This window comes from Marivita cryptomonadis (genome assembly GCF_002115725.1).
In the GTDB taxonomy this organism is placed as follows: Bacteria; Pseudomonadota; Alphaproteobacteria; order Rhodobacterales; family Rhodobacteraceae; genus Marivita; species Marivita cryptomonadis.
The window spans coordinates 36,871-55,769 of sequence record NZ_JFKD01000022.1; the positions used below are offsets into that span (position 1 = coordinate 36,871).

The 18,899-nt window shown below is 60.8% G+C and carries 14 protein-coding genes and 1 pseudogene; 8 read left to right on the forward strand and 7 right to left on the reverse strand.

What is annotated here, in order from left to right:
- The first annotated feature begins 58 nt into the window (after nt 1-58).
- From MCRY_RS19005 to MCRY_RS19015, 3 genes are all read left to right on the forward strand, one after another.
- Complete coding sequence (locus tag MCRY_RS19005) at nt 59-1,321, forward strand: hypothetical protein (protein WP_085632807.1); 1,263 nt, start codon at nt 59-61, stop codon at nt 1,319-1,321.
- Nucleotides 1,318-2,694 (forward strand): cytochrome P450, encoded by a 1,377-nt coding sequence (locus MCRY_RS19010; protein WP_085632809.1) that lies wholly within the window; start codon nt 1,318-1,320, stop codon nt 2,692-2,694. The genes MCRY_RS19005 and MCRY_RS19010 overlap by 4 nt, the downstream gene beginning before the upstream one ends.
- A 99-nt stretch (nt 2,695-2,793) precedes the next feature.
- A complete protein-coding gene (locus MCRY_RS19015) occupies nt 2,794-3,681 on the forward strand; it encodes a fructose bisphosphate aldolase (RefSeq protein ID WP_085632811.1) in 888 nt (295 codons plus the stop codon).
- Between the two features lie 39 nt (nt 3,682-3,720).
- Here the strand turns inward: MCRY_RS19015 and MCRY_RS19020 are convergent, their stop codons facing one another.
- The 3 genes from MCRY_RS19020 to MCRY_RS19030 form a co-directional block, all read right to left on the reverse strand.
- Nucleotides 3,721-4,839: a DUF418 domain-containing protein gene (locus tag MCRY_RS19020; RefSeq protein ID WP_085632813.1), complete on the reverse strand. Its 1,119-nt coding sequence runs from the start codon at nt 4,837-4,839 to the stop codon at nt 3,721-3,723.
- A gap of 53 nt (nt 4,840-4,892) precedes the next feature.
- Entirely contained in the window at nt 4,893-5,471 is a 579-nt protein-coding gene (locus tag MCRY_RS19025) for a DUF924 family protein (RefSeq protein ID WP_085632815.1), read from the reverse strand.
- A gap of 128 nt (nt 5,472-5,599) precedes the next feature.
- Nucleotides 5,600-6,898, reverse strand: coding sequence for an MFS transporter (locus MCRY_RS19030; protein WP_085632817.1), 1,299 nt, complete (start codon nt 6,896-6,898; stop codon nt 5,600-5,602).
- A 343-nt stretch (nt 6,899-7,241) separates the two neighbouring features.
- Here MCRY_RS19030 and MCRY_RS19035 point away from each other — a divergent pair, with 343 nt between their 5' ends.
- Nucleotides 7,242-8,903: a thiamine pyrophosphate-dependent enzyme gene (locus MCRY_RS19035; protein ID WP_085632819.1), complete on the forward strand. Its 1,662-nt coding sequence runs from the start codon at nt 7,242-7,244 to the stop codon at nt 8,901-8,903.
- Nucleotides 8,904-8,915: 12 nt separating this feature from the next.
- Here the strand turns inward: MCRY_RS19035 and queA are convergent, their stop codons facing one another.
- Both queA and MCRY_RS19050 read right to left on the reverse strand, forming a co-directional pair.
- Nucleotides 8,916-9,962 carry a tRNA preQ1(34) S-adenosylmethionine ribosyltransferase-isomerase QueA gene (gene queA / locus MCRY_RS19040; protein ID WP_085632821.1) on the reverse strand — a complete coding sequence of 349 codons (1,047 nt, stop codon included), beginning with the start codon at nt 9,960-9,962 and terminating at the stop codon, nt 8,916-8,918.
- An 892-nt stretch (nt 9,963-10,854) separates the two neighbouring features.
- On the reverse strand, nt 10,855-14,082 hold the full coding sequence (locus MCRY_RS19050) for a DUF3971 domain-containing protein (protein WP_244897937.1): 3,228 nt from the start codon (nt 14,080-14,082) through the stop codon (nt 10,855-10,857).
- 151 nt (nt 14,083-14,233) lie between these two features.
- On the opposite strand from MCRY_RS19050, the gene MCRY_RS19055 reads away from it, so the two are divergent.
- The 4 genes from MCRY_RS19055 (at nt 14,234) to MCRY_RS19070 (ending at nt 17,679) form a co-directional block, all read left to right on the forward strand.
- Nucleotides 14,234-14,701 carry a peroxiredoxin gene (locus tag MCRY_RS19055; protein ID WP_085632823.1) on the forward strand — a complete coding sequence of 156 codons (468 nt, stop codon included), beginning with the start codon at nt 14,234-14,236 and terminating at the stop codon, nt 14,699-14,701.
- Nucleotides 14,702-14,854: 153 nt separating this feature from the next.
- On the forward strand, nt 14,855-15,664 hold the full coding sequence (locus tag MCRY_RS19060; RefSeq protein ID WP_085632847.1) for a ferritin-like domain-containing protein: 810 nt from the start codon (nt 14,855-14,857) through the stop codon (nt 15,662-15,664).
- Nucleotides 15,665-15,878: 214 nt separating this feature from the next.
- Complete coding sequence (locus tag MCRY_RS19065; RefSeq protein WP_085632825.1) at nt 15,879-17,192, forward strand: M23 family metallopeptidase; 1,314 nt, start codon at nt 15,879-15,881, stop codon at nt 17,190-17,192.
- A complete protein-coding gene (locus MCRY_RS19070; protein ID WP_085632827.1) occupies nt 17,182-17,679 on the forward strand; it encodes a bactofilin family protein in 498 nt (165 codons plus the stop codon). Before MCRY_RS19065 ends, MCRY_RS19070 begins: the two co-directional genes overlap by 11 nt.
- 55 nt (nt 17,680-17,734) lie before the next feature.
- Here MCRY_RS19070 and MCRY_RS19075 read toward each other — a convergent pair whose 3' ends face one another.
- Nucleotides 17,735-18,652: a DMT family transporter gene (locus tag MCRY_RS19075; protein ID WP_085632829.1), complete on the reverse strand. Its 918-nt coding sequence runs from the start codon at nt 18,650-18,652 to the stop codon at nt 17,735-17,737.
- Nucleotides 18,653-18,722: 70 nt separating this feature from the next.
- A pseudogene (locus MCRY_RS23430) lies at nt 18,723-18,899 on the reverse strand (peptide ABC transporter ATP-binding protein); the annotation flags it as partial.

Consider the following 18,899-nt stretch of genomic DNA (forward strand, 5'->3'; position numbering starts at 1 on the left):
AAATTGGCGCATTGTTCTGGCACTGATACACTCGCCCAAAAGCAAGAGCAGTCCGCCCATGCCAGCCCCGCCCCAAACCGTGCGCAGCCGCAAGGTGTTCTACATTCCTGGCTACGACCCCTTCCCGGCTCGCCGGTATCGCGAGCTGTACCGTACGGAAGGTGCAAAACAGGCCGAGATTTCGGGCTACGGGCTGCATGTCGAGGCCACAACCGGCGACGGCCCTTATGGCTGGCACGCCTCCGGCCTGATCGACGACACCAGCGTCACCGCCGATTTCGAGGTGCTGCTCTGGTCCGACATCGTGCGCGACAGCATGTCGAACAGCATCCCCAGCACCTATTGGCAACTGATCCGCACAAGCTGGATCTACATCGCCTCAGGCACCCTGCGCCGCCTTGCCGTGCTGCCCAAAGGCCCGCTGGCGGCGGCCCTCTACCCCATCGGCGTTCTGATCCTGCAACTTCTCGCGGCGGTGCTGGCGGCGCATCTGGTTGGCTGGGCTCTGTCTACGCTCTTTGGTGCTGCGACCCTTTGGGCCATCGGCCCCGGCGCAGTTCTCAGCTGGGGCACATCGCTGCTTTATTGGACACCGTTCTTTGCTATCGTGGTACTGGTCCTGCGCTGGTTCAAATCGCAGGACCGCCGGATCTACGCCTATTACCTGATGCACGATTACGCCTTCTCGGCCAGCCAGAACGGAGCCACGCCCCCTGCTCTGCAAACCCGCATGGACGAATTTCGCGGCACCATCGCGACATCACTCCTGCAGGATTATGACGAAGTGCTGGTGGTCGGCCATTCCTCGGGAGCACATCTGGCCGTGTCGATCCTCGCCGACATCCTGCGCGACACCCCCAACCGACCGGCAAGCCCGGCGCTATCCTTTCTCAGCATCGGCCACGTGATCCCCATGGTGTCTTTCCTGCCCGACGCTTGGGCCTTGCGCCGCGACCTACAATTCCTGTCTGAACTTGACGAACTCGTCTGGGTCGATGTCACCGCACAGGGCGACGGGTGCTGCTTTCCGCTGTGTGACCCGGTGGGCGTATCCGGTGTCTCGACCGCTGACAAACAATGGCCGTTGGTGTTCTCGGCGCAGTTCTCGCGCACGATGGCACCCGAGCGATGGACGGCGCAGCGGCGGCAGTATTTCAAACTGCATTTTCAGTATCTGTGTGCCTTCGAAAACCCTCTCGACTACGATTACTTCCAAATCACCGCAGGCCCGCTGACCTTGGGAAAGCGCTATGCCACCCGTGCACCATCTCCCAGCCGGATCGACGTGCCCGTGTCGAAATACACGAACACCGCGCCGTGACCCCACCCAAGCCCATATCGCGCCCGGATCGCGTGTCGCTTTGGCGGTATCTAAAGCTGTTTCGGCAGGACATTCTGTCCGCCCAACCAGACCGGCTTTACGGCGCGTGGATGGCCGAATTCCGTACACCGTTCTTTCGGTCCTACCTTACAAATGATCCCACTCTGATCCGGACCATCCTGAACGACCGGCCACGCGATTTCCCGAAATCCGACCGCATCGGCGAAGGGCTGCGCCCGCTTTTGGGTCAATCGGTGTTCCTGACCAACGGCCCCAAATGGGACCACCAGCGCCGCATCATCGACCCAGCCTTTGAACGCGGGCGTCTGACCCAAAGCCTGCCCGCCATGTGGGACGCCGGTCAAGCGATGGTGACCCGCGTGCTGGACCAGATCGGCACCGGAACTGACATCGAGATTGAGGAAGTTGCCAGCCACGCCGCAGCCGATGTGATCTTCCGTACGTTGTTTTCGATCCCCATCGAAGACAAGATCGCAGCGCAGGTCTTCCACGAATTCCGCACCTACCAGCGCAGCCAGCCGATCCTCAACCTTGCCGCCTTCGTCCCCCTGCCCCGCTGGTTCCCCCGCTTTCACCGGGCCGAGACCAAACGGGCTGCCGAACGCATCCGCGCGCTGATCACCCAGCTTGTGGACGCGCGACGGGACGCCATCGCCAAAGGCACTGCGCCCGATGATCTGGCGACCCGGATAATGACGACAGCAGACCCCGAAACCGGCCAATGCTTCACCGCCGCCGAGATGGTGGATCAGGTCGCAATCTTCTTTCTGGCCGGGCACGAAACCAGCGCCAGCGCGCTGTCGTGGGCGCTTTACTGTTGCGCGGCGGCCCCCGAGTGGCAGACACGCATCGCCGAAGAGGCCGAAGCACTCAGCGACCCAAAAGACGTCAAACGCCTGAAAACCAGCCGCGACGTGTTCCGAGAAACGCTGCGGCTCTATCCGCCTGTTCCTATGATGGTGCGCGAAACCACAAAGCCCGAGAGTTTCCGCAAACGCGCCATTCCAAAAGCCGCGCAGCTTGTCCTCAGCCCGTGGCATCTGCATCGCCACACGAAACTCTGGACCGACCCCGACACCTTCGACCCTGCACGCTGGCAATCCGACCAGACCCGCCAATCCGCCCGCGATGCCTATATGCCGTTCAGCGCTGGCCCCCGTGTCTGTCCCGGCGCAGGGTTCGCGATGGCGGAAGGCCCGCTTTTGCTGTCCATGCTTCTGCGCGCCACAGCAATCACGCCTGTGACAGGCAAAACGCCTCAACCTGTCGCGCATCTGACCGTCCGGGCGCGCGACGGGATCTGGCTTCGCGCCCAACCTCGGCGCAGCCCAGCCACAGAAGACGCGGCATAGCCATTAGGTTAGCGCTAACCGTTTGGCAAACCTCTATCTTTTTAGAATAGGCTGATCTAGGACAACGCCAACCACACCATTCCAGCTTGGGGATTTCACATGACCGACACCGCAATGGCAGACCGCATCAAAACAGGCGCAGGCTTTATCGCCGCCCTTGACCAAAGCGGCGGGTCCACCCCCAAGGCGCTGCGCCTCTACGGCATCGAGGAAGACGCCTATAACGGCGATGCCGAGATGTTCGCCCTGATCCACGACATGCGCTGCCGCATCATGACCGCCCCCGACTTCACCTCTGCCAAGGTCCTGGGCGCGATCCTGTTCGAGCGCACCATGCGCGACACGGTCGACGGCGTGCCGGTTCCCACGTACCTTTGGGAACAGCGCGGCGTGGTCCCGTTCCTTAAGATCGACAAGGGCTTGGAAGACAAAGCCGATGGCGCGCAGATCATGAAACCGATGCCGGGGCTAGAAGCGCTGCTGGCCGATGCCAAAGCGATGGGCGTCTTCGGCACCAAGGAACGCTCGGTCATCCACGAGGCCAACGCCGCAGGCATCAAGGCCGTGGTCGCGCAGCAGTTCGACGTTGCCAAAACCGTCTGCAAGGCGGGCCTCGTCCCGATCATCGAACCCGAAGTGGACATCAACAGCCCCTCCAAGGCCGAGGCCGAAACGATCCTCAAACAGGAAATCGCAGCGCATCTCGACACTTTGGGCGATGGCGAAACGGTGATGCTCAAACTCACCATCCCGACCGAAGACTGTCTCTATGTCGACCTTGCCGATCACCCAAAAGTGCTGCGCGTGGTGGCTCTGTCAGGGGGCTACAGCACCGACGATGCCTGCGAACGGCTTGCCCGGAACCCCAAGATGATCGCCAGCTTCTCGCGTGCGCTGGCCGAAGGGCTGACGCACCAGATGTCCGAGGCCGAGTTCAACACCGCCCTAGGCGCGAATATCGACAAGATCTTCAACGCATCGAAGTGATCAAGAATGTGACCGGCGGGTACTTGTCCTGCCGGTCGCTCAACGGCCGCCCTGCCCGGCATAGGTGATCCGCCGCAGTACCCATTCAAACGGCCCAAGCCGGAAGGCGCTGCGCCAGACCACCAGAGCCACGATCAAACCACATGTCACGGCGATGGCGATCAGAACAACCTGAGGCCTCGGCACCGCGTCCCACAAGCCCAGGCCATAGCTGGAAAACACCGTCGACAGGATGATCGACTGTCCCAGATAGACGCTCAGGCTTGATCCTCCAGCCACCAGAAACCGTGACAGGACCGGTCCCGGCGGTCGCGATATCGCGGCAATCGCACCAAGATACCCCAATGTCGACACCGGCGCCGCGATCAACAGCACAGCACTAGCTGCCGTGATACCATGCGCATGCAACAGCCATGACGCCAGCAGGCTGAAACTGACACCGGGCACAAGACACCAGCGCCGTGCCCGCGTCCAAACCGGGTCATCCGAATTGTCGATCAGTCCCGACTTTACAGCAGCCAGCCCGAGGCAGAACCAGCCCAAAGCAGCAACGCCCTGAAAAATCAGGACAAACGGCGACATGACGGCATAGGCAATGGTGCGGAACCCTATGGTTTCAACCAAGCTGCCAGTGGTCATCACCTGACGCTCCAGCGCCACGATGTCTTCAGGCATCTCGCCCGGCGATGACACGAAGGAGGCAAACGCCAAGGTTGGAAGGATCACCAGCGCAGCACCCAGCTTGGTCAGTCGCCCCGGCTGCCAATTCCGCATGAGGTACAGGATCGACCCGGTGACCGAATACACCAACAAGATATCACCGGGGAAAAACAGACACCCATGCAGCACACCGAACAGAAAAAGCCCGATCATTCGATTGCGATAAAGCTTGCTGAACGCATGGCCATTCCGCACGGCCGACCGCATCAGGAACCCCAGCCCAACCCCGAACATGAACGAAAACAGCGAATAGCTTTTAAAAAGCGCAAGGCCATCGACCAACCAAAGGGTCACCATTTCAGCGGTGGTTTCTGCAACCGGAGTGGCCAGACCACTGAGCAGCGAAAAGGCCATGAACTGGACATTGACCACAACGATCCCGAACAGCGCGATCAGGCGCAGATAATCCGGCATCAGGGCACGTGTTGGACCGACCATCGGCTGCCCTCTCAATATACGGATCAGTCAGACAGCCAAAACGGGCGGCGCGGTCATCCCGCCTTTTTCAACTCTTCCACTGTAGAGCCATACCCACCACCGCTGACATAATCAGTTTCGGTCGCTGACGAATGTCGGCCCAAAGCAGTGTTGCGATAGGGGAAACGTCCAAATTTGCGGATCACTTCACGATGCGCACGGGCGTGCAGCAGGTTGCTGGCCCCATGTTCCGGCATCCTGTCCAGCATCAGACGCACACAGCGGTCCTGATCGGCAAGGTTCTCGGAATGCATTAGCGGCAAGTAAAAGAACTGCCGCGCGGGTTCGTCGATTTTGACATCCCAATTCTTGCTGATCGCCTGCTTGGCCGCCGCGAGCGCAAACCGGTCGGATGCAAAGGCCTTTCCTGTGTTCCGGAACATGTTGCGCGGGAACTGGTCCAGCAAGACGACATAAGCCAGTGTTCCACTTGGATAGGTCAGCCACAGCGCGTGACGGCCTTCCATCGCGCCCTCCCAAGCGGCTCCGAACCGGTCACGGATTTCCTGATCCAGCGCCTCTTCAGATTTGTACCACCCACTTGGTCCGACCTCGTCGAGCCAGAAACTCAAAACGTCTTCAGGCGTGATCATCGCTCTCTCCCGATCCTACGCGCAGTCCCCCACTGTCTGGCAGAAGCTAGCCAAGAAACGAATCGTGAAACAGTCACTTTTCATGTCATTGCCGACACATGGTGCATTTCGTGCCTGAATGAGCGGCGTCAGACGGCGCCTGCCTCTTTTTTGGCCTCAGCCGCATCCTGCGCTTCCGCCTCAGCTTCGGCCTCGGCAGTTTCGATCGCCCATTCAGATGCGAATTCCACAGTTACAGGCGATGCGGTGGGCATCATGCCCTGATACGCGCTGGTCTCATCCGAGGACGGAGCCCGACGCTGTGTCATCCGGTAGAACGCGTAGCCCGTCAAAGCCAGCAGCACAAAGGCCAGCAGGATAAAGTATCCCGGCGGTCCCATGACCTGCATCGCGTAACCGATGATCACCGGACCCGCTATGGCCCCGACGCCATTGACGAACAACAACCCAGCCGAGGCCGCCGCCATATCCTCGTGTTGAAGGAAATCGTTCGTGTACGCGATGAGCAAGGAATACAGCGGGTTCGACAGCCCTCCGATCAGGAATGCAGCTGCGACCAGCACGTAGAAATTCCCGCCAAAGAACATCCCCATAAGCGACGCGAGACCCGCAATCAGCGCCGACAACGCAATCAAGACACGTCTGTCGAACCGGTCCGACAACCAGCCCACTGGATATTGGAAGATCAGCGCGCCCACATAAAACGCGGCAGTGAAAATCGGGATCTGTCCGATGCTTAGCCCCGCTTCGGTCGCATAGACCGCCGCCATCCCGAACTGCGCGGCAAAAACGCTGCCCATCAGAAACATGCCGACACACCCCAAAGGCGACACGTTGTACAGCTCGACCAGCGTCATCCGCTTGGTACTTTCAAACGCCGGAGTCGGCGAGATTGACAGCAGGATCGGTGCAAAGGCGATGGAAACCAGCACCGATGGGATCACGAACAAGAGATACCCCGACGGGTCCGGCACCACGAGCAAACCCTGCGCGATGATAATGCCCAGCATCTGAACGATCATGTAGGCCGACAGCGCCTGACCCCGGTTTTCATTGGTGGCTGAATTGTTCAGCCAGCTTTCGGCCGTCACGTAAACGCCGCAGAAACAAAAGCCGATCACCACACGCCCGATGATCCACGCTATCGGATCCTGAATCGTCGGAAACAGCAACAAAGCCGCGGACACGAATGACCCAAGCGCCGCAAAGACCCGCACATGGCCCACCCGCCGGATCATGTCCGGCGTCACCCGAGACGCCAGCAGGAACCCGGCAAAGTAAGCGGACATCACCAAGGACATCTCGACCGAGGAGAACCCCAGTGTCGAGCCGCGCACACCCAAAAGCGAGCCCTGCAAGCCATTGCCCAGCATCAGCAAAAGCATGCCCAACAGCAGCGGCCACGATGTTCGGATCACGGTTAACACTTCTTGTCCCTTCGGGTTCTTTATTTCTGTCGCAGTGGCGTCGGATCATTCCGGCGCACGAAGCCTGCCTAGTCTCACACAACGTCTCAGACCTACGCGCGCATTGCGACGGTCGCAATGACAGGGGCGACTTTTTTGGGACCAGTCACGAACGCATGAGTTTTCGCGACGTGCCAACATGCGCAGACACAGGCTGCAGGACCAAAAATTCAAACGCTCGCGATCTGTCTCTTGCCCGATCCCCCAACCTAAATCACTGAATTTCATTGTCACATCGCCATTCCAAGGGCAGGCTTGGTGCATTGCTACGGACAGATCCTTAAAAGGCGATTGAGAACTTCCAATGACAAAAATGATGACAGGCGGCGCGGCCATTGTAGACGCGATCTTGCAACATGACGTCGACACGGTCTTTGCATTGCCGGGCGTGCAGACCTACCCCTTGATGGACGCGCTTAAGAAAGCCGAACCCTCCATCAACGTCATCGGTCCGCGCCATGAACAAACAGCGGCCTACATGGCTATGGGCTATGCGCGGGCGACAGGCAAACCCGGTGTCTTCTCTGTGGTGCCCGGCCCGGGCGTTCTCAACACAGGGGCCGCCCTGTGTACCGCTGTCGCCGTCAATGCACCTGTCTTGCTGCTGACGGGTCAGGTGCCCTCTGCTTTCCTGGGGCGGGGCCGTGGGCATTTGCACGAAATCCCCGATCAGCGCGCAACGCTTGCATCGTTCATCAAATCGGCCGAACGTATTCCCAATGCGACCGCAGCCCCCCGCCTTGTCGCGGAAGCCTTCCACAGGATGACCAGCGGGCGACCCGGCCCCGTTGCATTGGAAATGTGCTGGGACACCATGGCCCAGCCTGCCCCCGTTGCCGAAACCGGTTCTGCACAACCTGCACAAGAGACCCCACCCAACCCCGCGGCCATCACCGACGCGGTCGCGTTACTCAAAGGGGCCAAACACCCGATGATCATGTTGGGGTCCGGCGCGCAACATGCCGGGGCCGAGGTGCTGGCCCTTGCAGAGCGCTTGAATGCCCCGGTCACGGCCTTTCGCGGCGGGCGCGGCATTGTCCCCGCCGATCACCCGCTCTGGGTCAATTCCGTCGAAGCCTATGAACTGTGGGGCGACACCGATGTGCTGATCGGGATCGGATCTCGCTGCGAAATGCAGGCGATGCGGTGGCGCGGCATGATGGATGCCTCCGACCGGATCACTGCCGGGCGCAAGCTGATCCGCATCGACATAGAGCCCGAAGAAATGCTGCGGCTCAAACCGGATGTGGGCGTTGTGTGCGACTCCGCCATCGGCGCTGCGGCCATCGCGGATGGGCTCGCGGCAGACGGTTTTGCCAGTTCGGAAAACCGCCAGCGGATCGCGGACGCGCGTAAAAGAGCCGCTGAATTGATCAACACCATCCAGCCACAAGTGTCTTATCTGGACGTCATCCGCAGGGTCCTGCCCCGCGAGGGTATCCTTGTGAAGGACATGTGCCAGGCTGGCTACGCGTCCTATTTCGCATGGCCAGTTTACGCGCCGCGCACCTACATCACCTCCGGTTATCAGGGAAACCTCGGGTTCGCCTATCCGACAGCCCTTGGCGCCAAGGTGGGATGCCCGGACAAACCTGTGGTGGCCATTCTGGGCGATGGCGGTTTCATGTTTGCGGCATCCGAGCTTTCCACCGCCGCGCAACATGGCATCGGCGTCGTGGCGATTGTGTTCAACAACGGGTCTTACGGCAATGTGGCCCGCGACCAGATCACGAATTTCGACGGCAGAACCATTGCAAGCGACCTGCCCGGCGTGGATTACGTGAAACTGGCCCAAGCACATGGCGTGACCGCGCATCGCGTCAGCACCCCGACCGAGCTGGAGCCGGTTCTCGCAAAGGCCATTGCGACAGGCGCGCCAGCCCTGATCGAGGTGCAGGTCGATCTGGCAGAAGAGACAAGCCCTTGGCCGCTCATTCTGCGCGCCGATCTTCCCTATACGCCTTAGTCCGGCCTGCTTTCAGGGGATCAAAAGCGAACTGTCGCCGTAGGAAAAGAAGCGGTAGCGCTCTTCGATGGCATGCGCATAGATCTCGCGCACCCGGTCTTGCCCCATCAGGGCCGAGACCAACATCATCAGAGTCGACTTGGGCAGGTGGAAATTGGTCATCAACCCGTCGGTGACCTGAAACTCGAAACCCGGGTAAATGAAGATGTCCGTGTCCCCTTCCCATTGCTGGATACTGCCGCCCCGTGCTGCACTTTCGATCAACCGCAGCGCAGTGGTGCCCACCGGGATCACCCGCCCGCCTGCCGCCTTGGTCGCCGCGATCTCGGCTGCGGCGGTCTCGGACACACGACCCCATTCGGCATGCATCTTGTGGGTGGTCACGTCCTCGACCTTCACGGGCAGGAATGTGCCCGCACCAACATGCAGGGTGACGAAACTCATGCCGACGCCACGGGCGTTCAACGCGGCCACCAGCGCCTCATCGAAATGCAGTGATGCGGTGGGTGCGGCCACCGCGCCTGAATTGCGCGCCCAGATCGTCTGGTAGTCTTGCTTGTCCTGCGCGTCCGCTGGCCGTTTGGCCGCAATGTAAGGCGGCAAAGGCATCGCCCCCGCCTCGGCCAGCGCCGCATCAAAATCGTCGCCCGTCAAATTGAACCGCAACAACGCCTGCCCGTCGCGGCGATCCTCAAGGCAGGCAGTCAGGTCCGACGAGAACACAACATCCTCGCCTTCGCGCAGTTTCTTGAGCGGCTTGACCAGCGCCGACCACGTCCCGTCTGCCTGCGGCTCGAGCAGCGTGACCTCAATCTTCGCCTCAGTCGCACCCGCCTCCCCCACACGGTGCCGCACCCCGAACAGCCGCGCCGGGATCACCTTGGTGTCGTTCAGCACCAGCCGGTCCGTGGGGCGCAGAATGTCGGGCAAATGGTTCACGATCCGATCGGCAATCACACCCGCCTCGACATGCAACAGCCGCGCCGAAGACCGAGGCGACGCAGGCCGCGTGGCGATCAGGTCTTCGGGCAGGTGGAAATCGAAATCGCTCAGTTTCATGGGGTCAGTCCGGCGCTGTATCTGTGGCCGCAGCCCATACCTAACTTGGGCGCGCAACAAAAGCAGGGAGCACGCATTTCGTTCAGAGTGACGCGAATGTCCGTTATGAGCCCAAACAAGCGATTTGCAGCAAGCCTGCAAACGTCTGACCTACCGTTGCGCGCGCAAATACATCAAAATTTTTGGGTGGCGTGCACTTGATAGAATTTGGCAAAAGGGTGTCCCTTCGACGCCAAATTGTTACGAGAATAAAACGGGTTAGCGACATTATCTCTCCGCATCGAATTGATTGCCAACAGATTGATTGGCAAAAGAATCGAGTGGAGTGCTAACACCGGCATCAAGTCGGCTCTAACGGCATACACTACGAAGGCGATGTTACTAGCAATGGCAATTAATCGAAGCCTCGACATGTCGCGCATGCAAAACGTCATGAGCACCAAAATACATGCAATTCCACCGATTAGGTCCGTCATAAATCACCATAAATTCAAATATTTCAGTAGTTTATTTTCAGGGCCGGTTCACAAAGCTTCGCGATGAGAACGCAGTAAAACCGAGACGAAACGCATGCGCCGCTAGTCAAATCTATTAGAGCACTGTGCCAATTGAAAAATTTACGTTCTTTCCTTCTACACTTGACGCAAAGTAAGCGCAGGTCCGGAAAACCTGACCCCCGGCCTGAGTTCCCGTGAATTAGGTGTGAAGTTCGGAGACTTGGACAATCTAAATTTGGTTTTCAGTTGCATTAAGGTCGGAGGTGACCAAAACATGGGCGCTTCTCACGGCTTTGGATAAGATTGAAGGCACTGGTTCGGCTGGGCAGTCAATGGCAGGTTTGTCCGCGCTCCCGACTTTGGCCTAATGCCAGATACACTTCAGCATACACCCCCTACTCCCCCACCACCGGCGGCGGCCTGCGGAAAATCTCGCGGAACATCCCCGGTGTCAGCGCCGAGAGCGGGTTCACACCGACATTGGGCTGGTTGGCAGGCCCTGTCAGGTTGAAGTTGAACCCGATCAGCCCCTCGCCCTTGCGGGTGAAGATGCTGCCGATACCATTGAGGAAAAAGATCGGCGACAGAACCCCCTGAAAATCCAGCGTGCCCGCGCCAAGGTTGTAGGTGCCGTCCATCGAAATTCCCATCGACGGGCCAGTCGCGCTTGACCGGGTCAGAACCAGTTGATCCGGTGTCAGACGGAACCGCGCCTCAACCTCAGAGAACAAAATGCCCGGCCCTTCCAACTGATCGAGCAACCCCACGATACTGATCGCGTCCAAGAGCGACGCAATCCCCGGCGCATCCCGCAATCGGGTGTTCACCACATCCAACGCCCCGTCATAGGTGCCCGGCTGCCCCGCCACCGGGGCCAGCGCCAATGTCATGTCTCCTCCGGCCACGGTTTTCAGAATACCCGCCTCGCGGATCACCTTGCCCGCGTCATTCGACCGGATGCGAAACGCCGTCGACCCCGCCTGCGGCAAAGCTTCTCCGGTAATTGGGGCAGCCCCGTTGACGCTGGCCGTGAAATTGCCCGTCAGGCCACCACCTGACCGCAAATCGCCCCGGAAATCGGTCAGACGGATGCTGTTGGACACCTGCAACTGGTCCAGAGCAAGCGTCAAAGGCACCGGTCCCCCCCGTGCCGCACCACCTCCTCCTGCCCGACCGAAAGGGGCGTTTCGCAAATCAACGCTGCCGCCCGTGATCCGCACGGCGGGTGGCACCCCGGCGCCACGCCCAGTCAAGATGACTGGCGCATCCAGCCACCCCCCGGCCCGCACCCGGTCAAGGTCGATGCTGCCCAATGACCCGTCCGCGTTCAACGTGATCGCCCCGCGCGCCTCGAGACCCGGAGCGTCCAGCACCAGCCGGTCAATGCGCGCGGGCTGTGCCAACACACCTGCCACCTCAAGCGTACCCGAGGTGCCGCGCGGCAAAGTCCAACCCAAAGGTGGCAGCGACAGACCGACACCGCTCAAGCGCGATGTCAATGTGAACTCGGGCGGAGCGCCGCGCCGCAAGTCGACCCGCAGATCGGCAGGGCCAGAGCCGCTCACGGTGCCCTCCGGCAACGCCACACCGAAGGCCCGCGCCGCGGCATCCGACAGGGTGACCGTGCCCTCGACCGTGCTGCCGGTCTGCGGCTGGCCCGGCTCGGGTATGGGCAAGGTCCAAGACCCCTCAAACGGCACACCGGACAGCGACGCCTGACCTGACACGCGCAGCATGTCATTGGTCACCGAGACGTCCAGCGCCCGCGCCGTCAGGCTGCGATTGGGAATGATCTGGTCGCTCGCCACCTCGACCGCACGCCCGCGCACCTCGAGCGTCATGTCCGGCAGGCGCAACCCCCGCCGCAAGGGCAGCTGAAGCGTCCCTTCGAACCGCACACGGCCCGACAACAGGTCCACCGGGCGTCGGGCCTTTTGCATGATCTCCAATGGCGGGCTGTCGAGATAGGACAGCAGCGCCTCGACCGCACCTTCGCCAACAAGGGTGACCTGACCATCCGCCGGGCGTTGCCGCGTGTCGGGAATGACGAAACTGCTGCCGTCCACCGTGATCGGTCCACCTTGCTTGGGCTGAATACGTCCACTGGTCAGCCGCACGGCCAATCGGTCATCATTCAAGGTCAGTGTCCCGGTGCCCTGCTCCACCACTGGCAGGGTGCGCGTATATCGCACCTGCGCCTGATCGAAGGCTGCATTGAGATAAATCACCGGGCGCGGTCCCTCCTGCGAGCGCAGCGCGAACTGCCCGCTCTGGATCACGCCACCCTGAATATTGTCCACCACCCAATTGCGGGTGCGCGGCGCCATCGCCACTGGCCAAAGATGCAAGAGCGCCTCGGGCGTGAGACCCCCGAAACTGCCGTCAAGCGCATAGTCCCACGCATCGTCGGACGCGCGCAGCTTGCCCGTCATGCGCAGCGGAACCTGCGGATCGTCGATCCAGACCCGTCCCAGATCCAGCTCGAATGGATCAAGGCGCAGGCGGAAGTCCAGCTCGGCCCGGTCCAAGGACAACGGCACATCGAACAGAGTGTCGGGCGCTGCTTCCAACCGGCTGAACCGCACCTGCCCCAACATCTGCGACGGGATGCCGTCGCGCAGATCGGTCAGGGTTGCCCGCCCCTCGGCCACCGCGCGGACAAGATCGCTGTCCACCGATAATTCGGTAAAGCTGATTTGCGACCGGTCAGGATCAAAGGTGAAATAGCTCTGCGCCGAATTGAACGGGATCGGCGGCGTGTCCGGTGTCGGCTGCACCACGCCCGCGTCGATCTGAAGTGTCGCGTTCAGCGCCCCCAACGATCCGTCCGCGCGCATCGCAGCGCGCAATGACCCCGAAATCGGCGCTCTGAGTGCGCCCAGCCACGCCAGCGCCGGACCCTGCGTGGCGATGTCCTGCGAGGGCATGTCGTCAAGCGACACCCCAAACGCCACTTCGGTCTCGCCGATGGTCGAGGACGCATCGAGCTGCAATCGCGTCGCGGTCGCCCCACCGCCCAGCAACGCGAAATCCCCCGACAGGCGCAAAAGGTCGTTCTGGCGTTCCAGTCGCAGCCGCCCGCCATCCACCGTCCAGCCACGTCGTGCGCGGGCATCCTCGAACCGCAGCGTCAGCGCATCGGCTTCGACCGATTGCAGCCGTGACAACCGGTCATCCATCAGCAGCCGATCCACCTGCGCCACCAGCGTCGGCACATCCGGCGCTGTGCCATCCAAGGCAAACGCATCCCCCAGCGCCAGCCCTAATTGGCCCGCCCGGTTGCGGGTCAGGGTGACGAAAGCGCCACTGACACTCAGATCACGCAGCACCACACGGCGGCGGATCAGGTCATGCAGCGCCAGACCGATCTCGATATCCGACAGCACCGCGACAGGCGCACCAGTTGCGGTCTGCACATCCACATCCAGCAGGATGACACGCGTTCGACCATCCTGCTCCAGCCGAAGCTGCACATCGCCGAACAACACCTCATAGCCCGGCAAGGCCGCCGCCAGCCGTTCTTCGACCGTGTCACGCACCCAGTCCGGGGCCGACAGGCTACGCCCGACCATGGCCCAACCGGTGCCCAGCACGATGAGCAGCAGCACCAATCCGACGCGCACAGCCCAGCGTCCCCGCCGTCTGCGGGGCGACACGGCTGTCGACGTCTGCGATTGTTCCTGCTCGGTCACTGGAAGCGGCGCCTTTTTGCGTTATTCTTTCCCGAAGCGGGGAATTCCCCGATCCGTCTTCATCTTCTTAAAGGATAGCGCCATGAGCGATACACTGGAATTGGCTCCGGATTTCACCCTGCCGGTCCACGGCGGCGACCACGGCGAAGTTTCGCTGAAGGATCTGCGCGGCACTCCGTTCGTGCTGTTTTTCTACCCCCGCGATGACACCTCGGGCTGCACCAAGGAAAACGAAGCCTTCACGGCGTTGGAAGGGGAATTCGCACAGATCGGCGTCAAGGTCTTCGGCATTTCCAAAGACAGTCTTGAGAGCCACGAGAAATTCATGGCCAAGAAAAAGCTGACCGTGCCGCTGATCTCGGACGAACACGGCACCGCGTCCGAGGATTTCGGCGTGTGGAAAGAGAAGTCCATGTACGGCAAGAAATTCATGGGGATCGAGCGGTCGACCTTCCTGATCGACGCCGAGGGCCGGGTCGCGCGCGAATGGCGCAAGGTCAAGGTGCTGGGACATGCCGAAGAGGTGCTCGAGGCGGCAAAGGCGCTTTGACGGGGTCGTATCGGATCGGGCCGCGCCCGATCCGACAGGGGCGCGCCTGCGGCGCGCATGAGGGCTCTTCCCTCATACCTCTGAGGTTTTGTGAAACAAACAAGCAAAGGGCTTTGTCTTGAACTCCGAAGCGTCATGCGCGATGAGCCAGACATGATGACTTTGTGTGACATGGCGGTGGATGTTCTGACCACCGCAGAAGGACGTGAAAAAACGGCCAAGTCCCGGGACTATGCGGCGCACTGGTTTGCCGCGCGCAATGCCGGTACGCCGATCCCGATCGGCACTGCCGCACCACCGCTGCGCCCATCTCGGCCCGATGCGCCGGAACTGCTGGATCCCCGCGATGTGCCCAAGCGCAAACCCGGCAGTCCGCAGGGACGGATCGCACTGCTGCACGCAGTGGCGCATATCGAATTGAACGCGGTGGACTTGCACTGGGACATCATCCCACGTTTTGCCCATGTCCCCATGCCGATGGGGTTCTATGATGACTGGGTCAAGGCGGCGGACGAGGAATCCAAGCATTTCAACCTGATGTGCGACTGCCTTGAAGAACAGGGCGGCTTTTATGGTGCCCTGCCTGCCCATGCGGGCATGTGGCGTGCAGCCGAAGATACGGTGGACGATTTCATGGGGCGGCTTGCCGTTGTCCCCATGGTTCTCGAGGCGCGCGGTTTGGATGTAACGCCCGGCATGATCGAGATCTTCCGCAAGGCCGACGCCACCAGCGCGGTTGCTGCATTGGAAACCATCTATTCCGAAGAGGTGTCCCACGTCGCCTATGGATCGAAGTGGTTTCACTTCTTGTGCGGGCGGCACGAACACGACCCGAAAGATGCGTTTCACACCCTTGTGCGGCGTTATTTCAAAGGCGCGTTGAAGCCGCCGTTCAACGAGGAAAAACGCGCCGAAGCCGGCTTGCCGCCTGATTTTTACTGGCCTCTGACCGAAACAAACTGACTTGCCCTGCCCTTGTGGCGCGTCAGCATCGTTTTGTAAGCCCCGAAAAGATCGGCGAAATCTTGCCAATTCGGCGTCAGATCGCCCGCTTGGGCAAGCGATTGGTCCAAAAACGTTGCCAATTCATGAATCGGTCGGTAAGGCCGTAACAGATACGCGCCCGGAGTTGGGGCTCAAGAGGCGCGACCTAGGGACGGGAAAGAGGAACATACAGGTGCGCACACGTCTTGCGATCAAGCTGCATGGCATACTCGAACGCTTTTTTCCGGAACGCCGTTTGTTTCTGCGCTCCGACACTGACACCCGGTTCATCCGACTGAAATCCAGCACACAGGCGCTCGCGTTCGGCGGCGCCTCTCTTGTTCTGGCATGGAGCATCATCGCCACGGCCGTGCTTTTGATGGACTCGATCGGCTCTGGCAATTTCCGCGAACAGGCCCGGCGCGATCTGGAAACGTACCAGATGCGCCTGAATATCCTGTCGGAAGAACGCAACGCCCGTGCCGCCGAGGCAATCGCCGCGCAGGAACGCTTCAACACCGCTCTGGAGCAGGTGTCAGTGATGCAGACCAGCCTGCTCGACGCTGAAACCCGGCAGGCCGAACTGGAATACGGGCTAGAAGCGGTGCAGCTGAAACTGCGCGACGCAATCCGCGCCCGCGAAGATGTCCGCACCGAACTGGCGTCCCTCATGACCGAGATTGAAGCGGGCGGCACTGGCCTTGCCTCTGCGGGCGCAATCGACAACACAACGCTTGATTTCCTGTCGGCCGCGTTGACCCGCACCGCAGAAGAGCGCGACCAGGTTGTTGCCGATGCACAGGACGCATTGATCCGCGCCGACGAGATGGCAACCGAGATCAAACTGATGGAAGAAAAGAACGACACCATCTTCCGCCAGCTTGAAGAGGCGATGACCGTGTCGGTCAAACCGCTCGACAAAATGTTCGAAGCGGCGGGCATGAACCCCGACACGATCCTTAATCAGGTGCGTCGCGGCTATTCCGGCCAAGGTGGCCCATTGATGCCACTGAGCTTCTCGACACGCGGCGAAGACACGTCGGAAGACGTGCTGCGCGCCAATCGTATCCTGAACCAGATGGACAGGCTGAACCTGTACCGGATTGCGGCCGAAAAAGCGCCCTTCGCGATGCCGATCAAAGATTCGTTCCGCTTTACCAGTGGATTCGGATATCGCTGGGGACGCCTGCATGCGGGCACCGATTTTGCCGGTGCACATGGCACGCCGATCTACTCCACAGCGGACGGTGTTGTGACGTTCGCGGGCTGGCAGTCAGGATATGGTAGGCTCGTCAAGATACAGCACGAGTTCGGCATCGAGACACGCTATGCTCATAACTCAAAACTCTACGTGACTGCGGGCCAAAGGGTCTCGCGCGGTGATCGAATTGCTGCTATGGGGAACACTGGACGCTCCACTGGCACACATCTTCACTACGAAGTCCGTGTCGGCGGCAAACCTGTCAACCCCATGATCTACATCAAGGCTGCAAACGATGTTTTCTAAAAGCAAAATCAATGAGCCCGGCCCCAAGGCGGACGAGGCAAGCATCCCGAAACCGGCCATGCCCGATCCGTCGCGGACTGCAACTGAATTCAAGGCCTCCGCGCCCAAGGCCAAGCCAGCGGCCTCGATCCTGTCAAGCGATCTGCACATCACCGGCAATCTCAAGACAACCGGCGACATCAATGTCGAAGGCACCGTCGAAGGCGATATCCGCGCGCACCTGCTGACCGTTGGCGAAAGCGCCACCATCAAGGGTGAAGTGGTTGCCGACGATGTGGTCGTGAATGGCCGTGTCGTAGGCCGCGTGCGTGGCCTCAAGGTTCGCCTGACCGCAACAGCGCGCGTCGAGGGTGACATCATCCACAAGACCATCGCGATTGAATCCGGTGCCCATTTCGAAGGCTCGGTGCAGCGTCAGGACGATCCGCTCAACGGTGGCAAAAAGCCCGTTGCAGCCGCCCCTGCCCCTGCCGCGTCGAACGGCTGAGTTTAGACGTTACCTCGTCGGACAGGGCCGCCTTCGGGCGGCCTTTTCTTTTGGGTCAGCTGCGTGTCTCAGGTCGCTGAAGCGGTCGGCGCGCGCGGCGCTCGCGGTAGACAATCATCAGCCCTCCGATGACGATCAACAGCGCCCCGGGCCAGAGGTCATCCACCGGCGCTTCGTCAAAGAACAGCCAGCCCAGTGCAAATGCGATGGGGATGCCGAAATAGCTGAACGGTGCCAAGTTGCTGGGTTCGGTCATGCGGTACGCCACCACAAGGCACAGCACGGCCGATCCGCCAAACATCCCCATCAGAACAATGAAAGCCAGATCCTCGACACTGGCGATGGGCGAAAAGCCCCCAACAGCAAGGGCAAGGCAAAACGATCCCACGGCGGCAAACGCTGAACTGTGCAGGTTGAAAAGCGGTGTCGGAACCTCGGGGTCGATCAGCCGGGCGGTCACGCCGCTGAACGCATAGAGGAACGCCGCCGCAACCGGCAGCACCAGCGCCCACGTGAACGCATCCGTGCCCGGTTGCAGGATCATCATGACCCCGACGAACCCGATGGCCACCGCCAACCAGCGCACCCAGCCCACCCGTTCGCCAAGGATCGGCACCGCCAGGGCTGTGGTGAAAATTGCTGTGGTGTAGGAAATCGTCGTGGCGGTCGCAAAAGCCATGATCCCAAGCGACAGGTAGAACATGAGCTGCGCAAAGGTCACCGACAGGCCTCGTACTGCTGCCAGCTTCCATTGCCGGATGCGCAGCGACCGCGTGCCTTTGCGCCAGCTTGCCGTCATCCAAAGGGCGATGAGGCTGGGGACCAGTCCGAACAGATTGCGATAGGCTGAAAGCTCTGCTGCGCTGTAGCGGCCTGACAGGTGTTTGATGATCAGTCCCATCAGGTCGAACAAGACCAGGGCAGCGATGCTGATCAGAATGGCGAGCACCGCCTTGTCCGACTGTTTCTGCATGGAGACCTTTTCCCAAACGTCTCTTCCAAGGACCACGTTTCCACGCCCCTGTCGACGCAATTGCGCCCGCTCACAACACCCGTTTTAGAAACGCCCGCGTGCGGGGCTCTTTCGGGTCGGAAAACAGGGTCTCGGGTGGACCTTCCTCAAGAATGCGCCCGGCATCAAGGAAACAGACCTTGTCCGCCAATTCGCGGGCAAAGGCCATTTCATGCGTGGCCAAGATCATCGTCATGCCTTCGGTTCT

Coding starts and splice junctions, on each gene's coding strand:
- MCRY_RS19025 (WP_085632815.1), bottom strand. CDS start 5,471: ATGATCACGCCTGAAGACGTTTTGAGTTTCTGGCTCGACGAGGTCGGA.
- MCRY_RS19005 (WP_085632807.1), top strand. CDS start 59: ATGCCAGCCCCGCCCCAAACCGTGCGCAGCCGCAAGGTGTTCTACATT.
- MCRY_RS19020 (WP_085632813.1), bottom strand. CDS start 4,839: ATGGTCGGTCCAACACGTGCCCTGATGCCGGATTATCTGCGCCTGATC.
- queA (WP_085632821.1), bottom strand. CDS start 9,962: ATGAAACTGAGCGATTTCGATTTCCACCTGCCCGAAGACCTGATCGCC.
- MCRY_RS19035 (WP_085632819.1), top strand. CDS start 7,242: ATGACAAAAATGATGACAGGCGGCGCGGCCATTGTAGACGCGATCTTG.
- MCRY_RS19070 (WP_085632827.1), top strand. CDS start 17,182: ATGTTTTCTAAAAGCAAAATCAATGAGCCCGGCCCCAAGGCGGACGAG.
- MCRY_RS19060 (WP_085632847.1), top strand. CDS start 14,855: ATGATGACTTTGTGTGACATGGCGGTGGATGTTCTGACCACCGCAGAA.
- MCRY_RS19075 (WP_085632829.1), bottom strand. CDS start 18,652: ATGCAGAAACAGTCGGACAAGGCGGTGCTCGCCATTCTGATCAGCATC.
- MCRY_RS19055 (WP_085632823.1), top strand. CDS start 14,234: ATGAGCGATACACTGGAATTGGCTCCGGATTTCACCCTGCCGGTCCAC.
- MCRY_RS19015 (WP_085632811.1), top strand. CDS start 2,794: ATGACCGACACCGCAATGGCAGACCGCATCAAAACAGGCGCAGGCTTT.